The organism is Chitinophaga sp. ARDCPP14 (genome assembly GCF_051362515.1).
Classification (GTDB): Bacteria; Bacteroidota; Bacteroidia; order Chitinophagales; family Chitinophagaceae; genus Chitinophaga.
Map to the genome: position 1 here is coordinate 288,146 of NZ_JBKIXB010000006.1, position 22,231 is coordinate 310,376.

21 protein-coding genes are annotated in these 22,231 nt (G+C 48.7%); 9 read left to right on the forward strand and 12 right to left on the reverse strand.

Translation table 11 applies throughout. From position 1 onward, the window contains the following. Positions 1 to 6 precede the first annotated feature (6 nt). Together ACLHR0_RS18545 and ACLHR0_RS18550 are read left to right on the forward strand one after the other, a co-directional pair. Positions 7 to 1,341, forward strand: coding sequence for a MutS-related protein (locus ACLHR0_RS18545; RefSeq protein WP_436488558.1), 1,335 nt, complete (start codon positions 7 to 9; stop codon positions 1,339 to 1,341). Between the two features lie 16 nt (positions 1,342 to 1,357). Then, entirely contained in the window at positions 1,358 to 2,677 is a 1,320-nt protein-coding gene (locus tag ACLHR0_RS18550; RefSeq protein ID WP_436488560.1) for a MutS-related protein, read from the forward strand. Positions 2,678 to 2,692: 15 nt separating this feature from the next. Here ACLHR0_RS18550 and ACLHR0_RS18555 read toward each other — a convergent pair whose 3' ends face one another. The 4 genes from ACLHR0_RS18555 to ACLHR0_RS18570 form a co-directional block, all read right to left on the reverse strand. Beyond that, positions 2,693 to 4,060 (reverse strand): hypothetical protein, encoded by a 1,368-nt coding sequence (locus ACLHR0_RS18555; RefSeq protein WP_429060768.1) that lies wholly within the window; start codon positions 4,058 to 4,060, stop codon positions 2,693 to 2,695. After that, entirely contained in the window at positions 4,047 to 5,030 is a 984-nt protein-coding gene (locus ACLHR0_RS18560; RefSeq protein ID WP_436488563.1) for a caspase family protein, read from the reverse strand. The genes ACLHR0_RS18555 and ACLHR0_RS18560 overlap by 14 nt, the downstream gene beginning before the upstream one ends. A gap of 3 nt (positions 5,031 to 5,033) precedes the next feature. Next, the gene (locus ACLHR0_RS18565) at positions 5,034 to 6,464 is read right to left on the reverse strand and encodes a hypothetical protein (protein ID WP_436488565.1); all 1,431 of its coding nucleotides are present in this window, start codon (positions 6,462 to 6,464) and stop codon (positions 5,034 to 5,036) included. Positions 6,465 to 6,675: 211 nt separating this feature from the next. Next, complete coding sequence (locus ACLHR0_RS18570; RefSeq protein ID WP_436488567.1) at positions 6,676 to 7,410, reverse strand: SDR family NAD(P)-dependent oxidoreductase; 735 nt, start codon at positions 7,408 to 7,410, stop codon at positions 6,676 to 6,678. A gap of 94 nt (positions 7,411 to 7,504) precedes the next feature. On the opposite strand from ACLHR0_RS18570, the gene ACLHR0_RS18575 reads away from it, so the two are divergent. From ACLHR0_RS18575 to ACLHR0_RS18585, 3 genes are all read left to right on the forward strand, one after another. Continuing rightward, positions 7,505 to 9,307 carry a serine hydrolase gene (locus tag ACLHR0_RS18575; protein ID WP_436488569.1) on the forward strand — a complete coding sequence of 601 codons (1,803 nt, stop codon included), beginning with the start codon at positions 7,505 to 7,507 and terminating at the stop codon, positions 9,305 to 9,307. An 87-nt stretch (positions 9,308 to 9,394) separates the two neighbouring features. Beyond that, the gene (locus ACLHR0_RS18580) at positions 9,395 to 9,982 is read left to right on the forward strand and encodes a hypothetical protein (RefSeq protein WP_436488571.1); all 588 of its coding nucleotides are present in this window, start codon (positions 9,395 to 9,397) and stop codon (positions 9,980 to 9,982) included. A gap of 305 nt (positions 9,983 to 10,287) precedes the next feature. Continuing rightward, positions 10,288 to 11,061, forward strand: a complete 774-nt coding sequence (locus tag ACLHR0_RS18585) for a LuxR C-terminal-related transcriptional regulator (protein WP_370911708.1) — start codon at positions 10,288 to 10,290, stop codon at positions 11,059 to 11,061. Here ACLHR0_RS18585 and ACLHR0_RS18590 read toward each other — a convergent pair. Next, on the reverse strand, positions 11,027 to 12,112 hold the full coding sequence (locus ACLHR0_RS18590; protein ID WP_429046359.1) for an ATP-binding protein: 1,086 nt from the start codon (positions 12,110 to 12,112) through the stop codon (positions 11,027 to 11,029). The genes ACLHR0_RS18585 and ACLHR0_RS18590 overlap by 35 nt on opposite strands. A gap of 156 nt (positions 12,113 to 12,268) precedes the next feature. Between ACLHR0_RS18590 and ACLHR0_RS18595 the strand changes: the two genes are divergently transcribed. Further along, positions 12,269 to 13,189, forward strand: a complete 921-nt coding sequence (locus ACLHR0_RS18595; RefSeq protein ID WP_436488574.1) for a glycoside hydrolase family 43 protein — start codon at positions 12,269 to 12,271, stop codon at positions 13,187 to 13,189. Between the two features lie 75 nt (positions 13,190 to 13,264). After that, positions 13,265 to 14,104 (forward strand): NmrA family NAD(P)-binding protein, encoded by an 840-nt coding sequence (locus ACLHR0_RS18600; RefSeq protein WP_436488576.1) that lies wholly within the window; start codon positions 13,265 to 13,267, stop codon positions 14,102 to 14,104. Between the two features lie 50 nt (positions 14,105 to 14,154). Here ACLHR0_RS18600 and ACLHR0_RS18605 read toward each other — a convergent pair whose 3' ends face one another. Next, positions 14,155 to 14,589 carry a hypothetical protein gene (locus ACLHR0_RS18605; RefSeq protein ID WP_436488578.1) on the reverse strand — a complete coding sequence of 145 codons (435 nt, stop codon included), beginning with the start codon at positions 14,587 to 14,589 and terminating at the stop codon, positions 14,155 to 14,157. A 228-nt stretch (positions 14,590 to 14,817) separates the two neighbouring features. Here ACLHR0_RS18605 and ACLHR0_RS18610 point away from each other — a divergent pair, with 228 nt between their 5' ends. Both ACLHR0_RS18610 and ACLHR0_RS18615 read left to right on the forward strand, forming a co-directional pair. Further along, complete coding sequence (locus ACLHR0_RS18610) at positions 14,818 to 15,000, forward strand: DUF3606 domain-containing protein (RefSeq protein ID WP_370911713.1); 183 nt, start codon at positions 14,818 to 14,820, stop codon at positions 14,998 to 15,000. 11 nt (positions 15,001 to 15,011) lie between these two features. Beyond that, entirely contained in the window at positions 15,012 to 15,413 is a 402-nt protein-coding gene (locus ACLHR0_RS18615) for a hypothetical protein (protein WP_436488580.1), read from the forward strand. Positions 15,414 to 15,467: 54 nt separating this feature from the next. Here the strand turns inward: ACLHR0_RS18615 and ACLHR0_RS18620 are convergent, their stop codons facing one another. The 6 genes from ACLHR0_RS18620 to ACLHR0_RS18645 are packed head-to-tail and all read right to left on the reverse strand — an operon-like array spanning position 15,468 to position 22,217. After that, entirely contained in the window at positions 15,468 to 16,412 is a 945-nt protein-coding gene (locus tag ACLHR0_RS18620) for a glycerophosphodiester phosphodiesterase family protein (protein ID WP_436488582.1), read from the reverse strand. A gap of 2 nt (positions 16,413 to 16,414) precedes the next feature. After that, positions 16,415 to 17,011 (reverse strand): histidine phosphatase family protein, encoded by a 597-nt coding sequence (locus tag ACLHR0_RS18625; RefSeq protein ID WP_436488584.1) that lies wholly within the window; start codon positions 17,009 to 17,011, stop codon positions 16,415 to 16,417. Then, on the reverse strand, positions 17,004 to 18,461 hold the full coding sequence (locus ACLHR0_RS18630) for an FGGY-family carbohydrate kinase (protein ID WP_436488586.1): 1,458 nt from the start codon (positions 18,459 to 18,461) through the stop codon (positions 17,004 to 17,006). The genes ACLHR0_RS18625 and ACLHR0_RS18630 overlap by 8 nt, the downstream gene beginning before the upstream one ends. A 17-nt stretch (positions 18,462 to 18,478) precedes the next feature. Beyond that, positions 18,479 to 19,924 carry an FGGY-family carbohydrate kinase gene (locus ACLHR0_RS18635; protein ID WP_436488588.1) on the reverse strand — a complete coding sequence of 482 codons (1,446 nt, stop codon included), beginning with the start codon at positions 19,922 to 19,924 and terminating at the stop codon, positions 18,479 to 18,481. Further along, positions 19,921 to 20,925, reverse strand: coding sequence for a 2-hydroxyacid dehydrogenase (locus tag ACLHR0_RS18640; protein ID WP_429046372.1), 1,005 nt, complete (start codon positions 20,923 to 20,925; stop codon positions 19,921 to 19,923). Before ACLHR0_RS18640 ends, ACLHR0_RS18635 begins: the two co-directional genes overlap by 4 nt. Before the next feature lie 5 nt (positions 20,926 to 20,930). Then, positions 20,931 to 22,217: an MFS transporter gene (locus tag ACLHR0_RS18645; protein ID WP_436488590.1), complete on the reverse strand. Its 1,287-nt coding sequence runs from the start codon at positions 22,215 to 22,217 to the stop codon at positions 20,931 to 20,933. Positions 22,218 to 22,231: the final 14 nt, after the last annotated feature.

Here is a 22,231-nt window from a genome sequence, read left to right on the forward strand (position 1 = left end):
AATTTTATGTTATTTACTACAGATAAACAAACACTGGAAGATCTTAACATCTTTGGCAAACATGGCGGAGATTCCATCTTCAATATCTTTAACCGCTGCATCACCAGGGGTGGTGCGGCGGTACTGGATGAGATGTTCCAGTACCCGCTGTCAGATGAGAAATTGATTAACCGTCGCAGTGGTATCATCCAGCATTTCGCGGCAAAAGAAACCATGTTCCCGTTTGAGAACACCCTCTTTGATGCGGCGGAACCTTATCTCGGTAATACGGATGAACGGACCAGGCTCACTACGGAAGATCATGCGGTTACCAAAAAACTCAGCAGTTTTATTGCACCGGATGCCGACGCTGTTCAGATCCGGAAAGGAGTGGTCGCGCTTACCCGGCTGATAAAAGGACTGAACGATTTTATTTATTCACCGGCAGTAGCCGGAATGCCTTATTATAACACGGAGAAAGCCGCTATAGATGCGCTGCTGACTGATCCTGCACTGAACCCGGTGATCCTGCACGAAGGGAAAGACAAGCTGCCTGCTGCTACAATGGCTGCTTTTGACGGTATTTTCCGTTTCCGCCACCGGGACATTATTTTGAAACTGCTGCGGCATATCTATTATCTCGATGTGTATATAGCGATAGCAAAGGTGGCAAAGGAAAGGGGATTTGTGTTCCCGGCAGCCCTGCCTCCAAGCCGGTTAACGGTGACGCTGGAAGGCGTATATCATCCGCAGGTGCCCAATGCCGTTGCCAATACCATAGGGATAACACCGGAAGGCAATGTTATTTTCCTGACAGGCGCTAACATGGCCGGCAAGTCTACTTTTATGAAATCATTGAGTATTGCGCTGTTCCTGGCGCATATGGGTTTCCCGGTGCCGGCCACCCGGATGGAATTTTCAGTGTTGGATGGCATCTATACTACTATAAACCTTCCGGATAATCTGGGAATGGGCGCCAGTCATTTCTATGCGGAGGTATTGCGTGTGAAAAAGATAGCGCATGAACTTAGTCAGGGTAAAAACCTGCTGATCGTTTTTGATGAAATGTTCCGTGGCACCAACGTAAAAGACGCTTACGAAGCCACTATTGCCATTACCAAAGCCTTTGCTACCAAACGCAACAGCCTGTTCGTGATTTCCACTCATATCATTGAGGCGGGAGAGGTATTAAAGCAAGCCTGCGACAATGTTCATTTTATTTACCTGCCTACACGAATGGATGGGAACAAACCCGTGTATACGTATAAGCTGGAAAATGGTATTACAGACGACCGCCATGGTATGATCATCATAAATAATGAGGGCATCCTCGATATGCTGCGGGCAGGTATCTCAACATGAATTAAAAGACAATAACATGAGCTTCATTGCTGATAAACAAACATTAGATGACCTGAACCTGCTGGGTAAATATAAATCACATTCCGTTTACAGTATTTTTAATAAAGTGCGCACCGCGGGCGGGGAACGGTTACTGGAATCCATGTTCCAGCATCCGCTCACCGCGCCGGAAGAAATCAACCGCCGCAGCAATACATTCCGGTATTTCCAGGAAAAGCAGCTGGAGTTCCCTTTTCAGAACGGCTCCTTCCGGGCAGCGGAAAATTACCTGGGCATGGAAACCGCCGGCAACAGTGTGTCAGCGATTATTATTACTGTGAGAAAGAAGATCTGGCAGTCGTTGTTGCGGGACGACCAGTTTGACATCCTGCACAACGGGCTGCTCGCCTGCATTGCCGCATTAAACGCATTGAAAGAATTGTTGGGCCGTATGAATGATAACCAGCATCCTTTTCATGAACAGGTAAAAATGTTGCTGGGTATTTTTTCCGGCCCCCGGTTAAAGTGGCTTGCAGCAGAAAAAGGCGTAACACAGCTGCCGCTGATGAAAGTGGCCCGGTACGATTTCCTGCTGCGTAACACCCTGCGAAAGGAAATGGACATCATCCTGGAAAATATTTACCTGCTGGACGTTTACATCGCGGTAAGCCAGGTGGCAAGGGAAAAGAATTTCTCCTATGCAACGGCGTTGCCGGCAGCGGATCATTTAATGCAGGTAGAAGGGCTCCGGCATCCGGGGCTGGACCATGGCGTGCCTAATCCTTTGTCCCTTCACCGCCACCGGAACGTGATGTTCCTCACCGGCGCTAATATGGCCGGCAAGTCCACCCTTATGAAATCCTTTGGTATTGCGGTGTACCTGGCGCATATGGGATTCCCGGTTGCCGCCACTGCTATGAGGTTTGCGGTAAGGGATGGATTGTATACCTCTATCAACGTACCGGATAGTTTGAGTTTGGGGTACAGTCATTTTTATGCGGAGGTAATGCGTGTTAAAAATGTGGCAGCAGAAGTGAGTCAGAAAAAGAACCTGGTAGTCATCTTCGACGAATTGTTTAAAGGCACCAATGTAAAAGATGCGTACGATGCCACCCTGGCGGTAACAGAAGCCTTTTCGCAATACAGGAATTCTTTCTTTATTATCTCCACTCATATTATTGAGGTAGGGGAAACCTTAAAACAGCGATGTGATAACCTGCAGTTTGCTTACCTGCCAACCGTGATGGAAGGAACTGTTCCCAGGTATACTTACCAGCTGGAATCCGGCATTACTACTGATCGTCATGGTATGATGATCATAGAAAATGAAGGGATCCTGGAAATTATTATGTCTTAATAAAATAAATATCACTCATTGCGTAGGCTTCATCTTATTATAAATATCGTTGTAAGTATCAAAGTTCCGGAATACCTGGCTGGTAGGTAAATTTAATTGCTGCGCTATCGTGGAAATGCTATCCGCTCTTGTCAGCAGCTTAATGGCTTCCTTTGTCTGGTTGGTGGCAATGAGGCGGGTAACGGCCTGGATCAGCCGTTCCTGGTAGGTATTCCCTTTAACATTAATGATGTAAGGATGGGTAATAAAGCTTCTCGTAAGCTCGTCTAAACGGTTCATGAAGCCGGTGAGGTTGCTGTAAGGTGCATCTATCTGTGAAAAATTATTCCAGTAAAGATCATATTTAACGTAATCGATCACCATATCCACCAGTAGTTCCTGCTCAAAATTAATCCCGCCATTATTTTCATTAACGGCAAACCGGGTCATCACGGCGGAAAGTACCGGCAAAAGATTATTTAATTCAAAGAGTTGTTTGTTGCCCGTCAGCAGCTCAAGATCGGGGAGTGGCAGAAATGCGCAATCTGTAAAGTCCGTACTTTCCCCGGTAGCCAGTATTTGCAGGGCGCGGACCAGTGATACCAGGAAAGGATGCTCCCGGATGAGAAGGTGATCGCTGTCGGTGAGTTGCTGGAAATTTTTATAGTCTTTGAAAGCATACATGATTTTGTCCAGCACCAGGTATTCTTCTGCATCCCTGCTGAATGATTGTTTATTGGAATAGAAGAAGAAGCAATTCTCCATATCCGCTTTATTGTGATAGCGGATAAAGAACTGCGTTTGATAATGATCATATATGTAGAATGGAAAGATCCTGGGATCTTCCGTACCATTGGCTTTCAGGAAGTACAGTCCATTCTCCAGTTTTCCGGAAAAGATGAACCAGCCTTCTTCATTATTGAAGCGGGTGTTATCGGCGTTGAATTCAATCAGTGTATCATTGGTGCTGCTGAGGATGGAGTAGCTGGTAAGCAGGTTAACAGGAACCAGTTCGGGGAAAGTGTTTTTATCGTATTTGGCGCCAAAGAACAGGAAGCTGGGCCGGTGCGGCGTATCCGGGTTGGTGGATTGCAGGCTGGATGCTTCGAGGTTTTTGCATAAGTAATCATGCGTGGCTTTAAAAGATAAGATGGGCGCAACGGAGGGATAGTCAAAGTCGAAGTGAAATGTTTTATCGGCATCTACAATGAGGAGATATTCCTGGTAGTAGTCGATGAGGTTCACTTTCAGGCGGTAGATGCCTTTGTCCACAAACATATCCAGTTCAGCAGTATACCCGGCGTAAATGATCTGCAGATCCCCGTTTACGAGTATGAGGTGCAATCCTTCCACAGGTTGATTGAAAGCTACGGTAATATGGAATTTTACATCAGAATTGTTCATAACCCACAGTGTTTTCAGAAAAGTTGATGATCGTTTTTTGTTCACCACTTACATTGTCCAGTAAAACATAATTTCCTTTTTCCAGTTTGTAGTGCCATTTCTCGCCGGTAACTACATCGGCTGTACGCAGTTTGTCGGCGTTTTTATTATAGAGGGTCACATTGGAATTGCGGTTGAAGGTTATCTCGAAGTTGTAGGCTTCTTCCAGTTTTTTTACTTCGCAGATCACGATGTTATCGCCGCCATTGTCGGTGGAGGCGCTGCCGTTCTGGATTTTGTTATATTTCAGGGCATACGTGGGGAAATTGCTTTCTATATGCTGTTTCAGGTCCAGCGCGGTAATTTTGCCACTGTTGTTGATATCGGCATCGCCTTTCAGGCTTTCAATGAGAAAAGAGGTAAAGGCGCCCCTTTTCTGGTTGGAGTCGATAGACACTTCATAGCTTAGTTTCCCATAGATGGTAGAATTGCAAACCAGTACCCTGGGTACCCGTTCGCCCACTTTATTCTGCCAGTCGCCGATAGGAGGCAAACCTTTTATCATGGTGTCGTTTTCCCGGCAGCAGTCGAGGAACAACAGCACTTCATCAAAGATTCCCTTGTTGATTAGCCCGGTGAGGTAATCCAGGCTGGAGATACAGTGATTAATCATTTTGGGCCAGAACCGCATGCACAGTGCGGTGTTGTTAAAGGTATTGCCGATGCCGTGACCAGAAAAATAGAAATAGATGCGATTGGTTTCGTTCCTGTGTGCTTTCGCATTTTCTGTGATCGCTTCTATGGCACTATCAATTTCATAGCCAATCACAATCTGGTTGCTGGCATCGGATTTCAGTAGTTTGATATTATCGGGGTTAGAAACAAGTTGCATGTCGGTCAGGAATTTTGCAAATGCCTCTGCATCGGCTACCGCCCCGGAGAGTGCCCTTTTATCATAATGGTCAATACCTATTATAATTGCATATTCCATGGTTTATATGCTTTTTAGAATAGCGGTTAAAGTGAGTGTGTCGTTATCAAAATCGCCGTGTTTAAGAGAGCTGCATCGCAGGCTTTCGTCTGCATTTTCGAGATCGGTGGAGAGGATCAGTTTATTATTGCCGATATATTGATTCAGTTTTTTCAGTTCATCGAAGTCTTCATAACGGCCGGTTGCTTTCAGTTGTTCATGCAGCCCCATGATTTTTGCATCCACTTCTTCTTCAAACAGGCCAGACACCATGTATAGCAGGGAGTGGGTGTAAGCGAAAGGAATGCAATGATCCTTTTTCTCGTTGCTTTCATCCATGGTAAACATCTTAAAATGTTTAAACACGCCTTTTTCCTGCGCGGGGCTTCCTTTCTGCAGGAAGAAGTCTGTTCTGCAGGCAGGGGCCAGGAAGAAAACGTTGTTATAGGTTACGGCATTGAAATGATTGGCAGTGGCTTCCAGTAAATTGCATACGGCAATGGCGCCGGCACTGTGGCCTATGAGTTCTATATCCAGCTTTTTTCCGGCGGCCTTTCTTTTTTGCAGGTGCGTATCCAGCAAGGAGAGGAAGTGCGTACCGGCGTGCAGGTTGTTGCCGGTTACCCCGCTGTTGCTGTTGAACATATTGCCGGATTTATCTTTGATTTGTTTCCAGCCCCATCCGCCGATTTTATCGAGGTACAATTTCCTGAAGGCTTCTTCCATGATGGTGGGGTAGAAGTCGTGGTGCGTTTTTTTGAAGTAGCGTTTTAACACGGCAAAGGCTATCTGCGCTACCACTTTGGCCACAAACAGCATTCCGCCCCTGGCCACTTCATCGCCTTCGGCCTGTTCATATTTGAGTTCTTCTGATCCTTCGGCACTGACCAGCCCCTTGGCTTCTGTTTCCAGTTTGGCGTAGTAGGTGCTGTAGTTTTCGTCCTCCTCATCTATTTCAAGCGGGGTGCCGCCGCGGGCGTCCAGGGATCTGTCGAGGTCTTCAAAAGGGGCGATCTTTTGTTTTTCTACGGCAATAGTTTCATCGCTGAGGTAGGTGCCCCCGCCTTTGGCATCATCCAGACCGAGTTTCTTGGCAACCAGTTTGGTGACGAATTTCACGATTTCATCGAACACGCCTTTCCCGGTAAGTTCCTTCAGGTTTTTGAGGTTTTGCATCACTACCTCAGCGGGGCCGGTTTCCCATACAAAGGCCACGGTGTGCCTTTTTGCAGCCGCGTCGGCGAAGTGTTCTTTCATGACAGCAGCAGCTTTCAGCCCGCTTTTTTCGCTGACTAATCCCCCGTGAAAATAGATCAGCAGTTTTTCGATATCTTTTTCTTCGAGGAAGCTAAAGATCTGTTCTACATCAGCCGGGGTAGTGGAGAGGTGACCTGAATCGGCAAAGGTGCCATCAGCGCCTACGTTTACAAAGAAGATTTTTTCAAGTGCTTCCATGATCTTTTTTTGGGGTTGATTTGAATACACGGAGAGCCCCGTCTTTAATTGAGGTTATTGGGGTATTGATTTGGAGTTACTCGTCTTTTGGGGCTTCTTTTCCTGATATCTAATATCGGTCATTTTTACAGAAATTCAAATTTATTGTACCGGGAAATGCCTGTGGCGGTTAATAGCAGTCCCTGGGTGGGCGGCTTCAGGCACCGGTGCATTAAGGCAGCCGGGCTGCCAGTCTTTCCGGCATATACTTCAGCACCTGGTAAATAATTTTCCATTTGGCGCCCGGCACAATGGCAAAACGGTTACCGGCATGCACGATAGTTTTTGCAATAAAAGAAGGCTCCATCAGTAAATATTCGGGAAGGTTAAGTCCTGCTGTCATTTTACTGCGGATGTATCCTGCTATAATTACATTAACAATAATTTTCCTGGAGAACAGGTATTGCCGCAGTCCTGCAAGATATTGTGTGAAGGCAGCCTTGGTGCTGCCGTATACAAAGTTGCTCTTGCGCCCGCGTACGCCCGAAAGCGACGACAGCCCGATAATCCTTTCCAGGTGATCGTTTTCGGGATCCGAAATAATGAGATTAAGAATAGACAGGGCGCCGGCATAATGCACGTTGATCATCCGGTAACTGCCTTCCCAATCCACCAGTGCCTGTTCATTGGTAACCTGGAAGCCTGCGGCATATACCACGATGTTGGGTTTAACCGGCAGACTGGCATAGAACCCGGCGTGATCGTTAAAAGCGGTGGCGTCAAAGTAACAGATGGTCAGTTGCTCAGCGGCTGCCTTCCTGGCTTTCATAAACGATGCGATGTCGGCGGTGCTGCGTGAAGCGGCTATAACATGATAGCCTTTTTCCAGGTATAATAATATCGCTTCTTTGGCCACATCGGAATTCGCGCCAAGAACAAGGACCGTTTTGATAGCAGGAAGAGTCATAGATCATAAAAATAGTCATTGTCGGGAGATTCGTTGCAGGCGTTTGTTAAATCCGGTTATTTACTGTAATCTTATACGGTAATAAAGTAACCCGATGACAGTACCTAGAATTAACAGGTGGATCTCCTGCCTGTGTTGTTTAATTTTTGCAGCAGTGGCCACTGCTCAAACTCCCGCCAAAAATAATAAACTTGAAAAGATAGACGCCGCGCTGACGGATATCCTGCAGGATGCGCAGGGCGCCGGCTTTGCCGTGGCTGTGGTGGAAAAAGATAAGGTGATATTTTCAAAAGGCTTTGGTTACCGGGATATGACCCGAAAATTACCGGTGACAGAACATACCCGTTTTGCCATCGGCTCCTGTACCAAAGCATTTACCAGCACTTTGCTGGGCGATTTGCGGAAAGAGGGAAAGGTTGATTTTGATAAACCGGCTACCACTTACCTGCCTGCACTGGATTTTTCGGATAGCTATCTCAATACCCAGGTTACTTTACGTGATATGATGTGCCACCGTACCGGCTTTTCGCGCTACGACCTTGCATGGTATCTTTTTGAAACGGATTCGCGTGACTCGCTGCTGAAACGCATCCATTATATGAAGCCCAATGCGCCTTTGCGCGCCCGCTGGCAGTACAACAACTTTATGTTTATGGTACAGGGAATGGTGGTAGAGCGGTTAACGGGGCAATCGTGGGAACAAAACATTGCCAGCCGGGTTTTTCAACCGCTGGGCATGAGTGAATCTTCTATCGGCACTATTGCCCTCGCCGCTGCAGAAGAGCGCTCACACGGATATGAGTTCAGCAGGGAGAAAGGCATTAATGAAATGAAGTATCACCCGATAGTAGCAATGGGCCCCGCCGGAGCTATCAACAGCACGGTAACGGATATGTCGAAGTGGCTGATCACCTGGATCCATGGCGGGAAGTATAACGGGAAGGAAATCATCCCGGCAGACTATGTGAAAGAAGCCATTTCTTCCCAGATGGTCATTCCTGGCGGAGAACCGGATACCAAAACACCGTATATCCAGTTTGCCAATTACGGGCTTGGCTGGATGCTGCTTTCTTATCGTGGTCATTACCGCGTGGAACACGGCGGGAATATAGATGGATTCACGGCATTGACTACCTTTTACCCAACAGATAGTATTGGCATCGTGGTGCTGAGCAATCAGAATAATTCCGCTATCCCCACTAAGGTGACCAATCTGATCACCGACCGGCTGCTGGGCATTGCAGCCGCGACCAGTCCTAAAGCTAAACCCGGCAAAAGGGAGGAAGACCCCGCGCCTCACCGGGATTCTGCCTCCAGGCCGCATCCTCCTACACACCCGGCAGCGGCATTCGCGGGAGTGTTTAAGAATGATGCTTATGGTAACTTTGATATTGCTGTAAAGAGAGATTCCCTGTTTGCCACATTCCCCGATGTGACCTGGTACCTCAACCAGGAAGACTATAATATTTTCTCTCCTTACGATGCTGCAGATACGGCGATTGACGTAAAGTACAAGTCGAACATGAGAGTACAATTCCTGATGAATAACAGCGGGGATATCGACCGGCTGAGTTTTGCCTATGACCCGTCCGGCGACCCGGTTATATTTGAGCGCGTACTACAACAGGTGGTATTATCTGCCGCCTCGCTGGCGCCATTTGTGGGCGCTTATAAAATGGCCTCCATGCCGATCCAGATCAAACTGTCGGATAAGCAGGTACTTACCATGGTAGTGCCTGGGCAACCGGTGTATACGCTGGAAGCAATCGACAGCAGTACCTTCCGTATTCAGGGGCTGAAAGAGTACAAGGTGAAGTTTATCAGGGATGATAAAGACAAGGTGGTGGCGTTAACATCCATCCAGCCTAATGGCTCCTTCCGGGCGGAGAAGGAATAATGCGCTTTAAAACTTATGTTTGCTCACGGAGTGTTTATAACACGCCGGATTACCTATATTTTTGATAAAAAACAGATCCCTTACCGTATGAAAAGAATTTTCACCCTGCTGCTGTTAGTGGCAGCTATGACCACAACAACCCAATTAAAAGCACAGGACCTGGTAAAAGGAAAGCTTGATTTCCTGAAGGATGTTACAGAATTGGGCGTATCCTTCGACTACAATAAAGTAACCGTAGGAACAGAAGGAAAAGAGGCGAACTATCTCAAAAGAAAAAAAGCAGAAAAGGAAGCTAAAGAGCCGGGAACCGGCGACAAGTGGGAGGAGAGCTGGTTTGCCGACAGGAAAAAACATTATGAACCCGAGTTCTCAGAGCTTTTTACCAAATATTCCGATATTAAACTTACCGAGGATTCCGCCAGTAAATATTTAATGGTGGTGCGGACAAAATTTATTGAGGTGGGCTATAACGTGGCTGTTTCTTCGCAGAAGGCCGCCGTGAACCTGGAGGTTGAAATATACGACCGGGCCAACCTGAAAAAATCTATCTGTAAAATTATGATGAATGATATGAAAGGTGGAAAGGGGCAGTTCGCTACCGGTATGCGGATTGGTGATGCATATGCCAAAGCGGGGAAAGAACTGGGACGGATGGTGAGTAAAAAAGTAAAATAACAATTGATATCTCAAAATAGAAAAAACCGGTGCAGTTCTGTATTACTGCACCGGTCTGGGGAACATTGTATTTATTGAATGGGGCCGGGTTACCAACAATGACGTTAAGACACACTTGTTAAAAACTAATATTGGGGTGTTACCGAGATACCATCATTATACAAACCGTTGCCAGGTCTGCTTTTGATGGGATCTCCGGATAAAAGGCCATCAGCTATTCTTCTTGTTAATCCTTAAAGGATTGTATTACAGGGGCAAAAGTATAGCGCAGCAGCCAGTGAATCAACTGCGAAAATTCGCAGGTTATGCTATTCTTTATTATTTTTACGATCAAAAAGATGCATCCTGATAAGTTGGGGTTTGGAAGTTACTCGAAAGGATTTATAACTGATGTTCCGGCTGATCTGACCAGCCCGGAAGCTTTGCATTTTAAAAATACGATCCGCCGGTTTGCGGATGAAGCCATCTATATTTATTCGTTTAAAGAAAATAAGATGTTGTATGCTGACGGTTGGGAGGAATTGCTCGGCTATGCAGATAACGAGATCAGCATGCTCACCATTGTAAATATTACCGCACCCGAATATGCCCCTTTTTCCAATGAGCTGAACGATAAAGCCCTGATGTTCCTGCACAATAAATCTATTGGCGACGAACAATACAGCTTTACCATCGAATTGAAGAAGATCCACAAAAACGGCACGCCCATACCCCTCATCAGTAAAGTGGGCGTATTTACCACCGAACAGGGAAAGGTGACCAGCATCATTGGCCACTCCCAGAAAAATGAGAGCATTAAATTCGGAAACGTGATGCGCTATGCGGCATACGGGCCTGAAAAATCCGAGTTTGAGGAAGAGTTGAACAAGCAGTTGTTCCGGTATTATGCCATCTCAGAAAAAGAGAAAGACGCCCTTTCCCTGGTGGCGGAAGGTTATTCCTTCAAGGAAATTGCCGCCCGGTTCGGGGTATCGCAGTCAGCTATTGAGAAAAGGATTTTACCGATGTATAAACGTTTCGGGGTAAAAAGCCTGACCCATCTCATCAGCTTTGCATTTGCAAATCATATTCTGCCTTAGCCGCTTTATTTTTCCGTACATACCGCTCCAGGTTGAGGGAAAGCATTTTTTCCCGTTCCACTCCTATGCTGTGCAGCATGTTTTGCCAGGTGGCAGACAGCTTACGGTCCTGGTCGTCGTTGCCCAGCACCCAGATAACATTGGTATCCTTTAACGCGGTTCTGTTAATGTCATTGGTAGAGGAGCCATCCACGAAGCTGAGGAAGCGGTCGGACGTGATCAGGTCTTCTTTCACCGGGTTGCCCGGATTGATATCGTCTATCACCAGGATGGAGGCTTTGCGCCAGGTCCACAGCACATCGGCGGTGGAGTCATCGTCGTGTTCATAAAACATGCAGTAAAGCTTCATGGCGGAAGTATACACCGCCGAATAGTGGCGGATGGATAGTTCCGTGGCGATGGCCACGCTCAAACTCGTTTTGCCGCTGTTCTTCGGCCCAAACAGGAACAGATGCATCCCTTGTGTTTTACTATCCAGGAAACGCCTGATCAGGTCGATATCTTCGGGGGCAATCTGTTCGGTGCTCCATTGGCTCAGCCGGAACTGAAACGGATAGCCCGGCGTTTGCAGGTACATTTTGGTAAGATACCAGTAATAGGTGGGGTAGAGCAGCAACGCCGCAGTTACTATTACGATGGCCCTGGCCACCATGGTATCTTTACATAAAAGGGAGCAGAAAAACGCACCCAGCCAGAAAAACAGCAGATCCGTGATGGTATCAAAAGCCACATTGCCCCAGGCAGGCTGAAATACGTATGACTTTACGCCGCCTTTCTTGCCAAAGGTTAAAGGCCACAGGAAGTTGATGGCCTCAAATACCAGCCAAACGGCGCTGATACTCCAGGCGGCCGTAAGTGCAGCGCGCGTTTCTTCCATACGATGCCTCAGCACCAGGTATAAAATGAATGCAGGAATAAACCCCAGTGAAAAGTGACCAAACTGGTTGGCCAGCCACGTATAGGTAAGCGTAACCCCCCGGTAAGAGTCCTTACCTCCGAGGTCAGCCTTCAGCTGACGGAACATGTTGCTGTGAGTAATCGTTTTCTTCATGAGCAGTTCGGGATAGCAGCGGTTGGATAATTGAGGGTAAATATAATAAGTTGGCAGAAATAATAGACCCGCGGCCTGAAAAAAGCCTTGTTACCAGGGTACCATGACTGCGAAAAACGAATCGTTGCATGTATATTTAAGGTTGATCCGTCATTTATGAAGAAACTATTTATTCTTATTTTTTTAGCAGGACTCCTGCATAACGCCACCGCACAGGATGCGGTATACCTGTTTGCCTATTTTAAAGACAACGGGCAGGATGGACTGCACCTGGCGTATAGCCGGGATGGTTATAAGTGGCTGGCACTGCACAACGACCAGTCTGTGCTCACGCCCACCGCCGGAGTGGATAAGCTGATGCGGGACCCCTGCATTATCCGTGGCGCCGATGGCCGGTTTCATATGGTATGGACCGTGAGCTGGAAGGAAAAAAGCATCGGCTATGCTTCATCGGCCGACCTGGTGCATTGGTCCGGGCAAAGGGATATCCCCGTGATGGCGCATGAACCGGGCGCCTTAAACTGCTGGGCGCCTGAAATTACTTACGATGCCCGGCGTAAAGAATATATGATCTATTGGGCCACCACGATCCCCGGCCGGTTCACCGCCGGCGATTCTACCGGCGACGAAAAATATAACCACCGGCTGTATTATGTTACCACAAAAGATTTCCAGCATTTCAGCCCGGCGAAATTATTATACGACCAGGGCTTTAACGTGATAGATGCGAGCATTGTACCTGACCAGGGCCGGTTTATTATGTTCCTGAAAGATGAAACCAAAACACCGCCACAGAAAAATATCCGCACAGCAGTCAGCAACACTTTAACAGGGGGCTATGAGAAGCCTTCTGCGCCTATTACCGGGCCTTACTGGGCGGAAGGTCCTACGGCACTGCATACCGCCGGTAAGTGGATCGTGTATTTCGATAAGTATACCCAGCACCGTTATGGCGCAGTGGAATCTACTGATCTGAAAACGTGGATGGACGTATCCGACAAATTATCTATGCCGCAAGGCATCCGGCATGGTACGGTGCTGACCATTACCAGTAAGGAGTTTGAATTGCTGAAGTAAGAAGAAAATATCGCGGTGTCGGTTTTGTTCTATTTTCCGGGTAACCGCCATAGTAGCTTTGAGAAAAAATAGATCATGAAAACAGCAAATACTACCAAACAAACAGTACTCGTATTAGGCGGCACCGGTAAAACCGGCAGCAGGGTGGCAGCACAACTCACAGAAAAGGGATGGCCCGTACGTATCGGATCACGTTCTGCCAATCCGGCTTTCGACTGGGAAGATACATCCACCTGGGAACCTGCTTTACAGGGTATTGACGCCGTATATCTCAGCTATCACCCGGATCTGGCGATACCCGGAGCAGTGGATACGGTACGTTCATTTACCGGAACAGCGGTGAAAAACGGTGTTAAGAAAATAGTATTGTTGTCGGGCCGCGGAGAAAAAGAAGCGCAGGCATGCGAGCAGGTCATTATGAACAGCGGGATCAGCTGGACCATTCTCAGATGCGCCTGGTTTAGCCAGAATTTCAGTGAAGGCTATCTTTTAGATCCGCTGCTGGCCGGCCATGTAGCGCTTCCGGCCGGAAACGTTGCAGAGCCGTTTGTGGATGTGGATGATATTGCAGACGTAGCCATTGCGGCGCTTACCACGGAAAACCATAACGGCCAGCTATATGAACTTACCGGTCCCCGCCTGATGACCTTTGAAGAAGCGGTGAGGGAAATAGCCAAAGCCGCCGGCAGGCCAATCCAATACCAGGCAATACCCATGGAAGCATACAAAGCCATGCTCGTTGAATATAACATCCCCGATGATTTCATCTGGCTGGTCACCTATTTGTTTGCTGAAGTACTGGATGGCCGGAATGCCCATCTCACTGATGGAGTGCAACGCGCCCTGGGCCGTGCGCCGCGGGACTTCTCAGACTATGCCCGGAAAACCGCTGCCGAAGGCGTATGGAATGCATAGGAAGATGAGCAACAGCAGGGAAAAGCACGCAATGCTTTTCCCTGCCTGGGTTATAGCGTATAAACAATGAGCACGCCTATACTGAATAATACATGCGACAGGCCAACCGCCATCACATACGACATCACCGGGATGGCAGGCGGCCGCGGGTGGAGACGGATAAAAGTAAACCAGAACCCCATCGCGAAAATACCGTTCAGTAACCCAAATACGATACTCCAGGACAAGGTAGGACGTCCTATGCCGGCCTGCCACAGGTAAAAGTAAATAATGGCGAAAAACACACCTATGAGGTAATGCAGTATGATGCCGGTTAAGAGGTCTGCCGGCTTCCGGGTTAAACCCTTATCCGGTGTTGTATGATTAGTAACCATAGTAGCAAGCACTCCCACCACTTTATAATTTTTACCGGTAATGGCGGTGAGAAGATATAATGCGCCCGTCATTAATAAAGTACCAAATAGGCCCGCAGCGATCGCTTTCATAAAAACCTGGTTTGTATAGCAGCCTTTTATCAAATAATAATCCTATTAATGCGAACACGTTGCAGCCTTCTTTGAAACCGGTTTTACGATGTACGGCCGCTACATTTTGGGGAGCAGTTTCTGCAATTCCGCACCGCTTTTCTGTCCCACACCTGTTATCGGTCAGGGCATATAATTTGCGGCAACTGAAAGGAAAAGTAATTAGTTCTTCACCTAAATTTCATTGTTATGGCAGACGATAAAAAAAACGTTGGCAAGCAGGATGATATCCGGGTAGATAGCCAGGACCCTTCAGAAGTGGAATACCTGCATCAGCAGTTTCCATCTAAAACCCACCAGGAAATTAAAGACGCCATCAAAAAAGCCGGGCCGATGAGAAGCGATGTGATCAAATACCTGAATGGTCATTAATAACCCGTTGCATGGCGGATAAAATTTCCCATAAGAGCTTATTGGAACAGGCGAGGCAACTGGAGGCGGAAGACGACCTGCCAGGCGCTATTGCCTTGTATAACGAAGCGCTTTCCAATGATCCGCTGACCATTGCTGCCTATAACCGGTTAATGATCATTTTCCGGAAGCAGAAAGCGTATAAAAAAGAACTGGAAACAATTAACAAAGGGATCAAATCTTTGGAAGATAATGTGCATCAAACCAGGACTACCTGGATGAAAGCGCACCGGAAGGCGGCGAAGCTAAGCCAGGCACTGGCAAAAAGCCTGGGGCAAATAGATGCCAAAGGGAAATTAACAAATGAAGACCCGGTGATTACTGGGTGGAAGCGAAGAAAGGCAATCGTTTTAAAACGGATGAAGACCCCATAAGTTTGCCGTATAAAACAAGCGTCTTACAGTTATATTGTAAGACGCTTTCGTATTTTAAATACTTTTTTTACCGAAGAATTTCTTTTTGGCGCTATGCACCGGAACTAATGGCAGGATGGCCGCTGCGGCTTCTATGGAGCGGTCGGCTTCAATAAGACTGGCGCCATCGCGGATAATCGCCTGGTAAGCGGCACTGCGATCGGCGGAAGAAGGAAGCTTATCGTAGGTGGGCGCCGTGGATATCATACACATCACACCACGCTTGTTTAATTGCTGGTAAAGTTCCTTCAGAGCCGGTTTGTTATCCGGACCTACATACGCCATGATATGCGACCACGGAATTTTAGCGGCCTCGTATTCTTCCAACGCCTGCTGTGTTTTTACAAATGCTTCGAATACAATATCCTTATTGCGGCTGTGGTACCAGCGGGCTTCTTCCGCGGTATGTACCGTTACCATTACGTTTCCTTCGGCATGATTGTCTTTAATGATCTTTGCGGTCATCTCAAAAGGCACATCTTTTTTATCCAGGATGAGCACTGTTTTCCCCTTGCTCCACACAATTGCCTCCTGCAGGGTGGGAATGCGGAAATTGGTGATATTTCCTTCCACATCTTTTAGCTGCAACTGTTTAAGTTCCGCCAGTGTATAATCGGAAATTTTTCCTTTGCCGGTGGTGGTGCGGTCCAGTGTTGCATCGTGCATGAGCACAATGGCGCTGTCTTTTGTAAGCCGGGGATCAATTTCAAAAGTGGCGGGCGTATGCCGAAGGGTATTTTCAAAGGCTTCGATACTGTTTTCCGGGAAGCCTTTGTTTACACCGCCACGATGCCCGCTGATAAAGGGAATATCTTTCCCGGTATACTTAAAGAATGCCTGCAGATCCTGGCTGTTGCGGATGTTCAGCACATTCAGTTCAGGTGATTGAGCCTGTGTGTTAAGCTGGCAGGTAAGATACGCGCCTGTCAGCAGTAAGGTTCTGGCAATAACTTTTATCATGATCAGAATTTTGCATTGAGGTGTTGTAATGTAAAAGGTTCGTGAGCCGACAGGTTAAATACTGTAACAGAGGCATTGTCCTGCACCAGCATCCGGTAATTTTTCAGCGGCATGCCCAGCTTATACGCCAGGTACAGGCGGTTTACACCATTATGCGCTGCTACAAGAATGTTTCCATGGTCATGTTGCTGTAGCAGGTCATGGAAAAATTCATCCACACGGGCAACGATTTCGCTGCCGGTTTCGCCGGTGCCACCGGCGCGGTGCTGACCTGGGTCGTCCATCCAGTTATGCCACAGCTGCGGATCTTCGGCAATAAATTCTTCCTTTGTTTTCTTTTCCCAGTTACCAAAATCAGCTTCAATAAGACGGTTATCTTTAATAACATCCATTCCGCCGGCGATGCGCGCGGTCTGATATGCCCGCTCTAACGGGGAAGAATATACGCCGGCAAAGTTAATTCCTTTCAGTTGTTCCCGCACGGCTTCTGCCTGGCCGATGCCTTTTGCCGTAAGGGCAATGTCGGACCTGCCGCAGTAGCGGTTATTATCGGCGTTCCAGGCGGTTTGTCCGTGTCTTAACAGGTAAATATTAAGCATGTTCATAAGTTGAAATGTATCCTTTTTCTTTCAGCAGTTGTATAAATTTCAGGTAGCTGGCATCGTAGGTTTTTACGGGAGATGGCGAAGGCAGTATCTCTTCCGCTACCTGGGTCATTGCAGCTGTTGCCTCCATAACGGTGTGGTACCATGTTTTGGACGCCGCCAGGATAGCCGCACCGGCAGCGCCGCTTACGTGTTTCATTTTAATGATGGGCAGGTTGAGCACATTGCTGCGGATGGTGAGCCATGCGCGGCTGTTGCTGGCGCCGCCTGCGGTATAAATCTTTTCCACCGCTTCGCCGCTTAACTGCCGGATCATCTGGTAGGCATAGCGCTCTATATAAGCCACACCTTCCATGCCGGCGGCATAGCTTTCAACGGCAGAAAGTCCCGCGGCTTCAAACCCGCATGCCTGCGGCGCCACGAACGGAAACCTTTCTCCGTGTTGCAGCAGCGGCCAGGAGAGGTGGCCGGTGGGTATGATCCGCAACGCCTGCTCATTCAGCACCGTAAGATCACCAGGGAATTTTTGAGATACCCAGTCCGCCCCGGTATTGCTGGCGCCCCCCGGCATCCAGTATCCCTCCGGGTGCCGGTGACAATACAATGCACCGGAAGGATCATCGATATACCGGGTAGTTACTCCTTTCACCACCAGGGTGGTACCAATGGTGGTGTTCCAGTCGCCGGGGCAAACGGCGCCCGCCGCAATCTGCGAGGCACAGCCATCTGTCATACCAGCTACAATGGTCACGTCTTTCGGCAGGTGGAGGAGGGCTGCCACACCGGGTTGTATCTTTCCCAACGGAGTACCCGCAGGCACTACTTCTGGCAGCCACGATTGTTGCAGGGGCAGGTGCTCCCAGAGATAGGAAGGCCACTCCTGCGCCTGCACATCATATCCCGATTTCAGTGCGTTGGTGGCGTCGGTTATATCAAAGCGGCCGCTGAGCTGCCCGGTGATATAGTCGGCCGCATGAATGAACTTATAAAGTTGTTGGGCTGCTTCCGGATATTGTTGTACAAACCAGCACATTTTCGATAGTCCACTGGAAGTATTAAACGACGTATAGCCATGCGGGTGATACCGGAGAGCGGTCTCCCGGCAAAGCTTCCCGGTCTCCACCTGCCTGCCGTCGCTGTACATCAGGGCGTTATGCAGTGGCCGGTGCCGGCGGTCAACGGGTACGATGGTACCGGACGTAGAAGTAACGGCTATGGCCCTGATAAGTGGCCGGTGCGGCTGCACGGAGGCGTCCTGCAGGAGCTGATGCAAACACGCAAGGCAGGCATCCCACCAGCCGGTGGGCGACTGCTCCTCCCGCATCTTTTCATGCAACGGGAAATGTTCCTCCCGGCTGCCCAGCAGGTTGCCGGTGGCATCCATTAATACCACCCTGGCGCCTTGTGTACCTACGTCGATGCCTATGAAACAAGCTGTTGCCATAATCGAATTTTAAGTAGTTAGTTCATGCCCCGGAAATAATGCCGGGTTTTTTCCCATTCAGCATACAATGTGCTGTAATAGGCAGTATCAACAGGATGGATTACTTCGGTAGCATCCTCCATTACTGCATTTACCTGCAGCGCCTCATTGCAGATCAACGCGCCGCCAACGGCAGATGATTGCTGGTATTCTTTCCTGATCTGTACCTTTTTCCCCGTGAGATTGGCGATGAGTTGCCGCAGCACCCGGCTTTGCAGTCCGCCGCCACAGGCCCAGATATAATCTGGATCATGACCGGCAGTAGCAGCCAGTATCCGGTAGTTTTTAACGATGGAGCAGGCAATGTCCAGGATGGTGGCCCATACAAAAGAGCCGCGGGTGAGCAGGTGCGATACCGGCGCGGGAAAAATAAAGCCACCGCGGGTAAGGGACACTTCTTCATCAGCCAGCAACGATCCCAGGGAGGCCATGCAAAACGTATGGGTGTTTTCTTCCAGCTCTTTTTCAATCACTTCATAATCTTCATTAGGATAAAAAATTTCTTTCAGCCGCTGATAGTTTAGCCCGGTTACACCGGCATTGGCTTCAAATACAAAGCGTCCCGGTTCTATATCACGGCTTGTCCAGGTCCTTTCTTCCGCATCCAGTGTATACGTGCCCGTTATCTTCACAATAGGAGTGGTAGTGCCTGAAACAATCACCACGTCGTCTACCGCCGGCCGCGTGCTTTTGATGGCAAGTTGCGTATCGCCGCCACCGGCTACTATTTTCACGGTGGCAGGCAGCCCCAGTTCCTGTGCTACTCCAGGAAGGATATTTCCCAGTATAGTGGCGGAGTCTGCGAGCGGCGGCAGCAATGCGGCATCCAGTGCAAAAACTTCGCATAACTCAGCCGACCATTGTTTTTGCGCTACATCATACAACAATGTTTCCGATGCCTGTGAATGCTCATACCGCGCTACACCGCTGAGCATAAATTCTATCCAGTTGCTGATGCTGAGGAACGTGCTGCATTGCTGCCACAGTTCGGGCCTGCGCTCACGGATGCCCACCAGTTTCAGGGCAGAAAACAGGGAGGTAGGATAACGCCCTGTCAGCTGGTACACCCTGCTTTTATCGGCAATGGTGTTTTCCCATTCCCGGCCACGGTGGTCGATATTGGGCAACCCGGTCAGCGATTCGCCGGTGGCGGATAACAGCACAATACCTTCGCGCTGACTGGTAGCCGTAATGGCTTTTACCACCGTGCCGGGAATACCGGAGAGTACCTGCACGGCTAAACGCTTTACCTGAAGCCATAGCTGAGTAGGCTCAAAATACAGGGCATCCGGGTACAACGGATCTTTGATGTAATGTATGTCTTCCCGGGCAACGCTTAATACCTGTCCCTGCGGGGAAGTTGCTGCCACCCTTACGTTTCCGGTGCCTATGTCCACAATGATGTAGGTGTTCTGTGTTGTCATTGGAAATGAACTTTAAGTATGTCTTTGTTGGCTAATTCGGCTATGTGCCTGTTGGCATGTGCATACCACTGCAGCAAGGCCCTGTTCATAATTTCAACGTGGTGATCTTCCACTTCAAAGGTGGCGCCCGCAATGTGCGGGGTGGCAATTACCTGTGGAAGGTCAATGATCCTGTAATCCAGTTCGTCCGGTGGTTCATGATCGAAAACATCTAAGATAGCCCCCCGGATCGATTTTTTTTCCAGTACTTCCAGCAGGTCTTCCCGTTGCACGACCGAAGCCCTGGCGGTATTGATAAATATGGCCTCCTTTTTCATCATTTTCAGGAGCCGGCCGTTGATCATCCCTTTTGTTTCTGCGGTAACCGGCAGGTGGATGGATACGATATCGCTGGTAGCAAATAAATCTTCCAGGCTTGTTTTCCGGTAATCACTGTTGTATTCGGCCACATACGGATCGAAGAACTGGATGGGGCAGGGATATTCTTTTACCAGCTTTGCAATCAGCTGGCCGATAGCGCCAAAGCCAACCATGCCAATAGTTTTGCCTGCCAGCTCATTGCCTTTGAAGTGCAGGTAGGAGTCGTGCGCACCTGCCTGCCAGTTGCGGCCTTTCAGCCAGTTGATGCCGGGGATGGTATTACGCAACAGCATGATTACATTGGAAATAAACAGTTCTGCTACGGCCTGCGCATTACGGGCAGGTGTGAAGAATACCGGAATTCCCATTTCAGTGGCTTTGCTCACTGCCACGTTGGACGGTGTGCCGCGGCATACGCCGATAAACTGCAGCTGGGGATTGGCGGCTATTACTTTTGCAGTAACGTGATCGTGCTCTGTTATCAGCGCTTCGGCCTGCGTGTCTGAAAGCATGGCCAGCAGCTCGTCTTCATTGTATGCCCTTCCATGAGGCTTCCACGACCGGTAAATAATTTCTCCGAACTGCCGCTGCAATGTTTCCAGCCCCTGCTCATGATAAGGGGCAGTGATTAAGATTTTCATGTGTATTATAATTGTATGGTTTCCGTTGTATTGCTGTAATGATGAGATGTTTTTGCATTGTCCGGCAGGGTGATAAACCGGGTGATGACGGCGCTTACCAGGTAAAGGGCCGCCAGGATCCAGATAACGCCTGCATCGCCTGCGCTGCCGATAAATAATCCTACAATTGCAGGGCCCACAAAAACAGGTAAGCCGGCGCCGAGGTTCAGAATAGCCATTGCCGCACCTTTGTCTTTTTTCACCAGGGAAGGTACTAACGCCGACAGGGGTACGTAGCCCGCCAGGCAGGCGCCCCAAAGTATGCCGGCCGTCATGACCATCCAGAAATTGCCTTCCCATATCTGTGGTGCGTAATAAAACAGCAGGGTAGTGGCTGCACATCCTACGCCGCCGAACCACATGATAGTATTACGCCATCCCATGCGATCGCCCACAAAGCCAAAGATGAGGTTGAAGATGATATTGGCGGTGAAGATGGTTCCCCAGATCTGCAGCCATTGCGTGGTTTCGTAGCCATGTTTCGCCATATACATCGGCAGGAATACCGGGAAGGCAAATTGCGCCGTGGTATTAATGATGCGCACAATACCACCCAATAATACTTTGGGTTCTTCTTTCACAATGGTGAGCCCCTTGATCAGTTCTTTTACCTGCGAGCCGCCGGCAGTTTCTTTCTTAATACTTCCTTTATTCAGTACCAGTGCAAACAGTGCGCCCAGCAGCGCCCAGAAAACTGAGGTCCATAAAGTATTGAGGTGCCCGAAGCGGGTAATGGCCCAGCTGGAATAGTACGCGCCGAGTACATTGAGTCCGCCGGTGAATACAAACCAGAACCAGCCTACAGCGCGACCCAGTTGCTGCCGCGGACTGCTGTAGGCGATCCATACCAGGAAGGAGTAGGCGAACAAAGGATAACCAAATCCACGCAATGCGTAAAAGAGCAACATCAGCGGGTAGTTGAGCCCCGGCATGCCGTATCCGACGAACCCGATGGTGCCGAGAATGTAGAGGATCAAACCCGTGAACATGGTGCGCTTTACGCCGTAGCCTTCTGCCAGTACGCCGGAAAACCAGGCGGAGATGGCGATGGTGATGCCATAGGCCGTAAACAGGGTGGCCGACTGCTGCACCGACATGCCATGTGATACCAGGTATGGGCTTAGCCATCCCTGTTCAATACCATCACCCATCATGAATATCATGATGCCGATGTAGCCAAAGAGCAGCTGCCGGGGCAGTCCGGCCTTTTCGAAAAATGTTTTGTTTACTGTGGAATTGTTACCTGATAACATACGGTTGCTTGTTT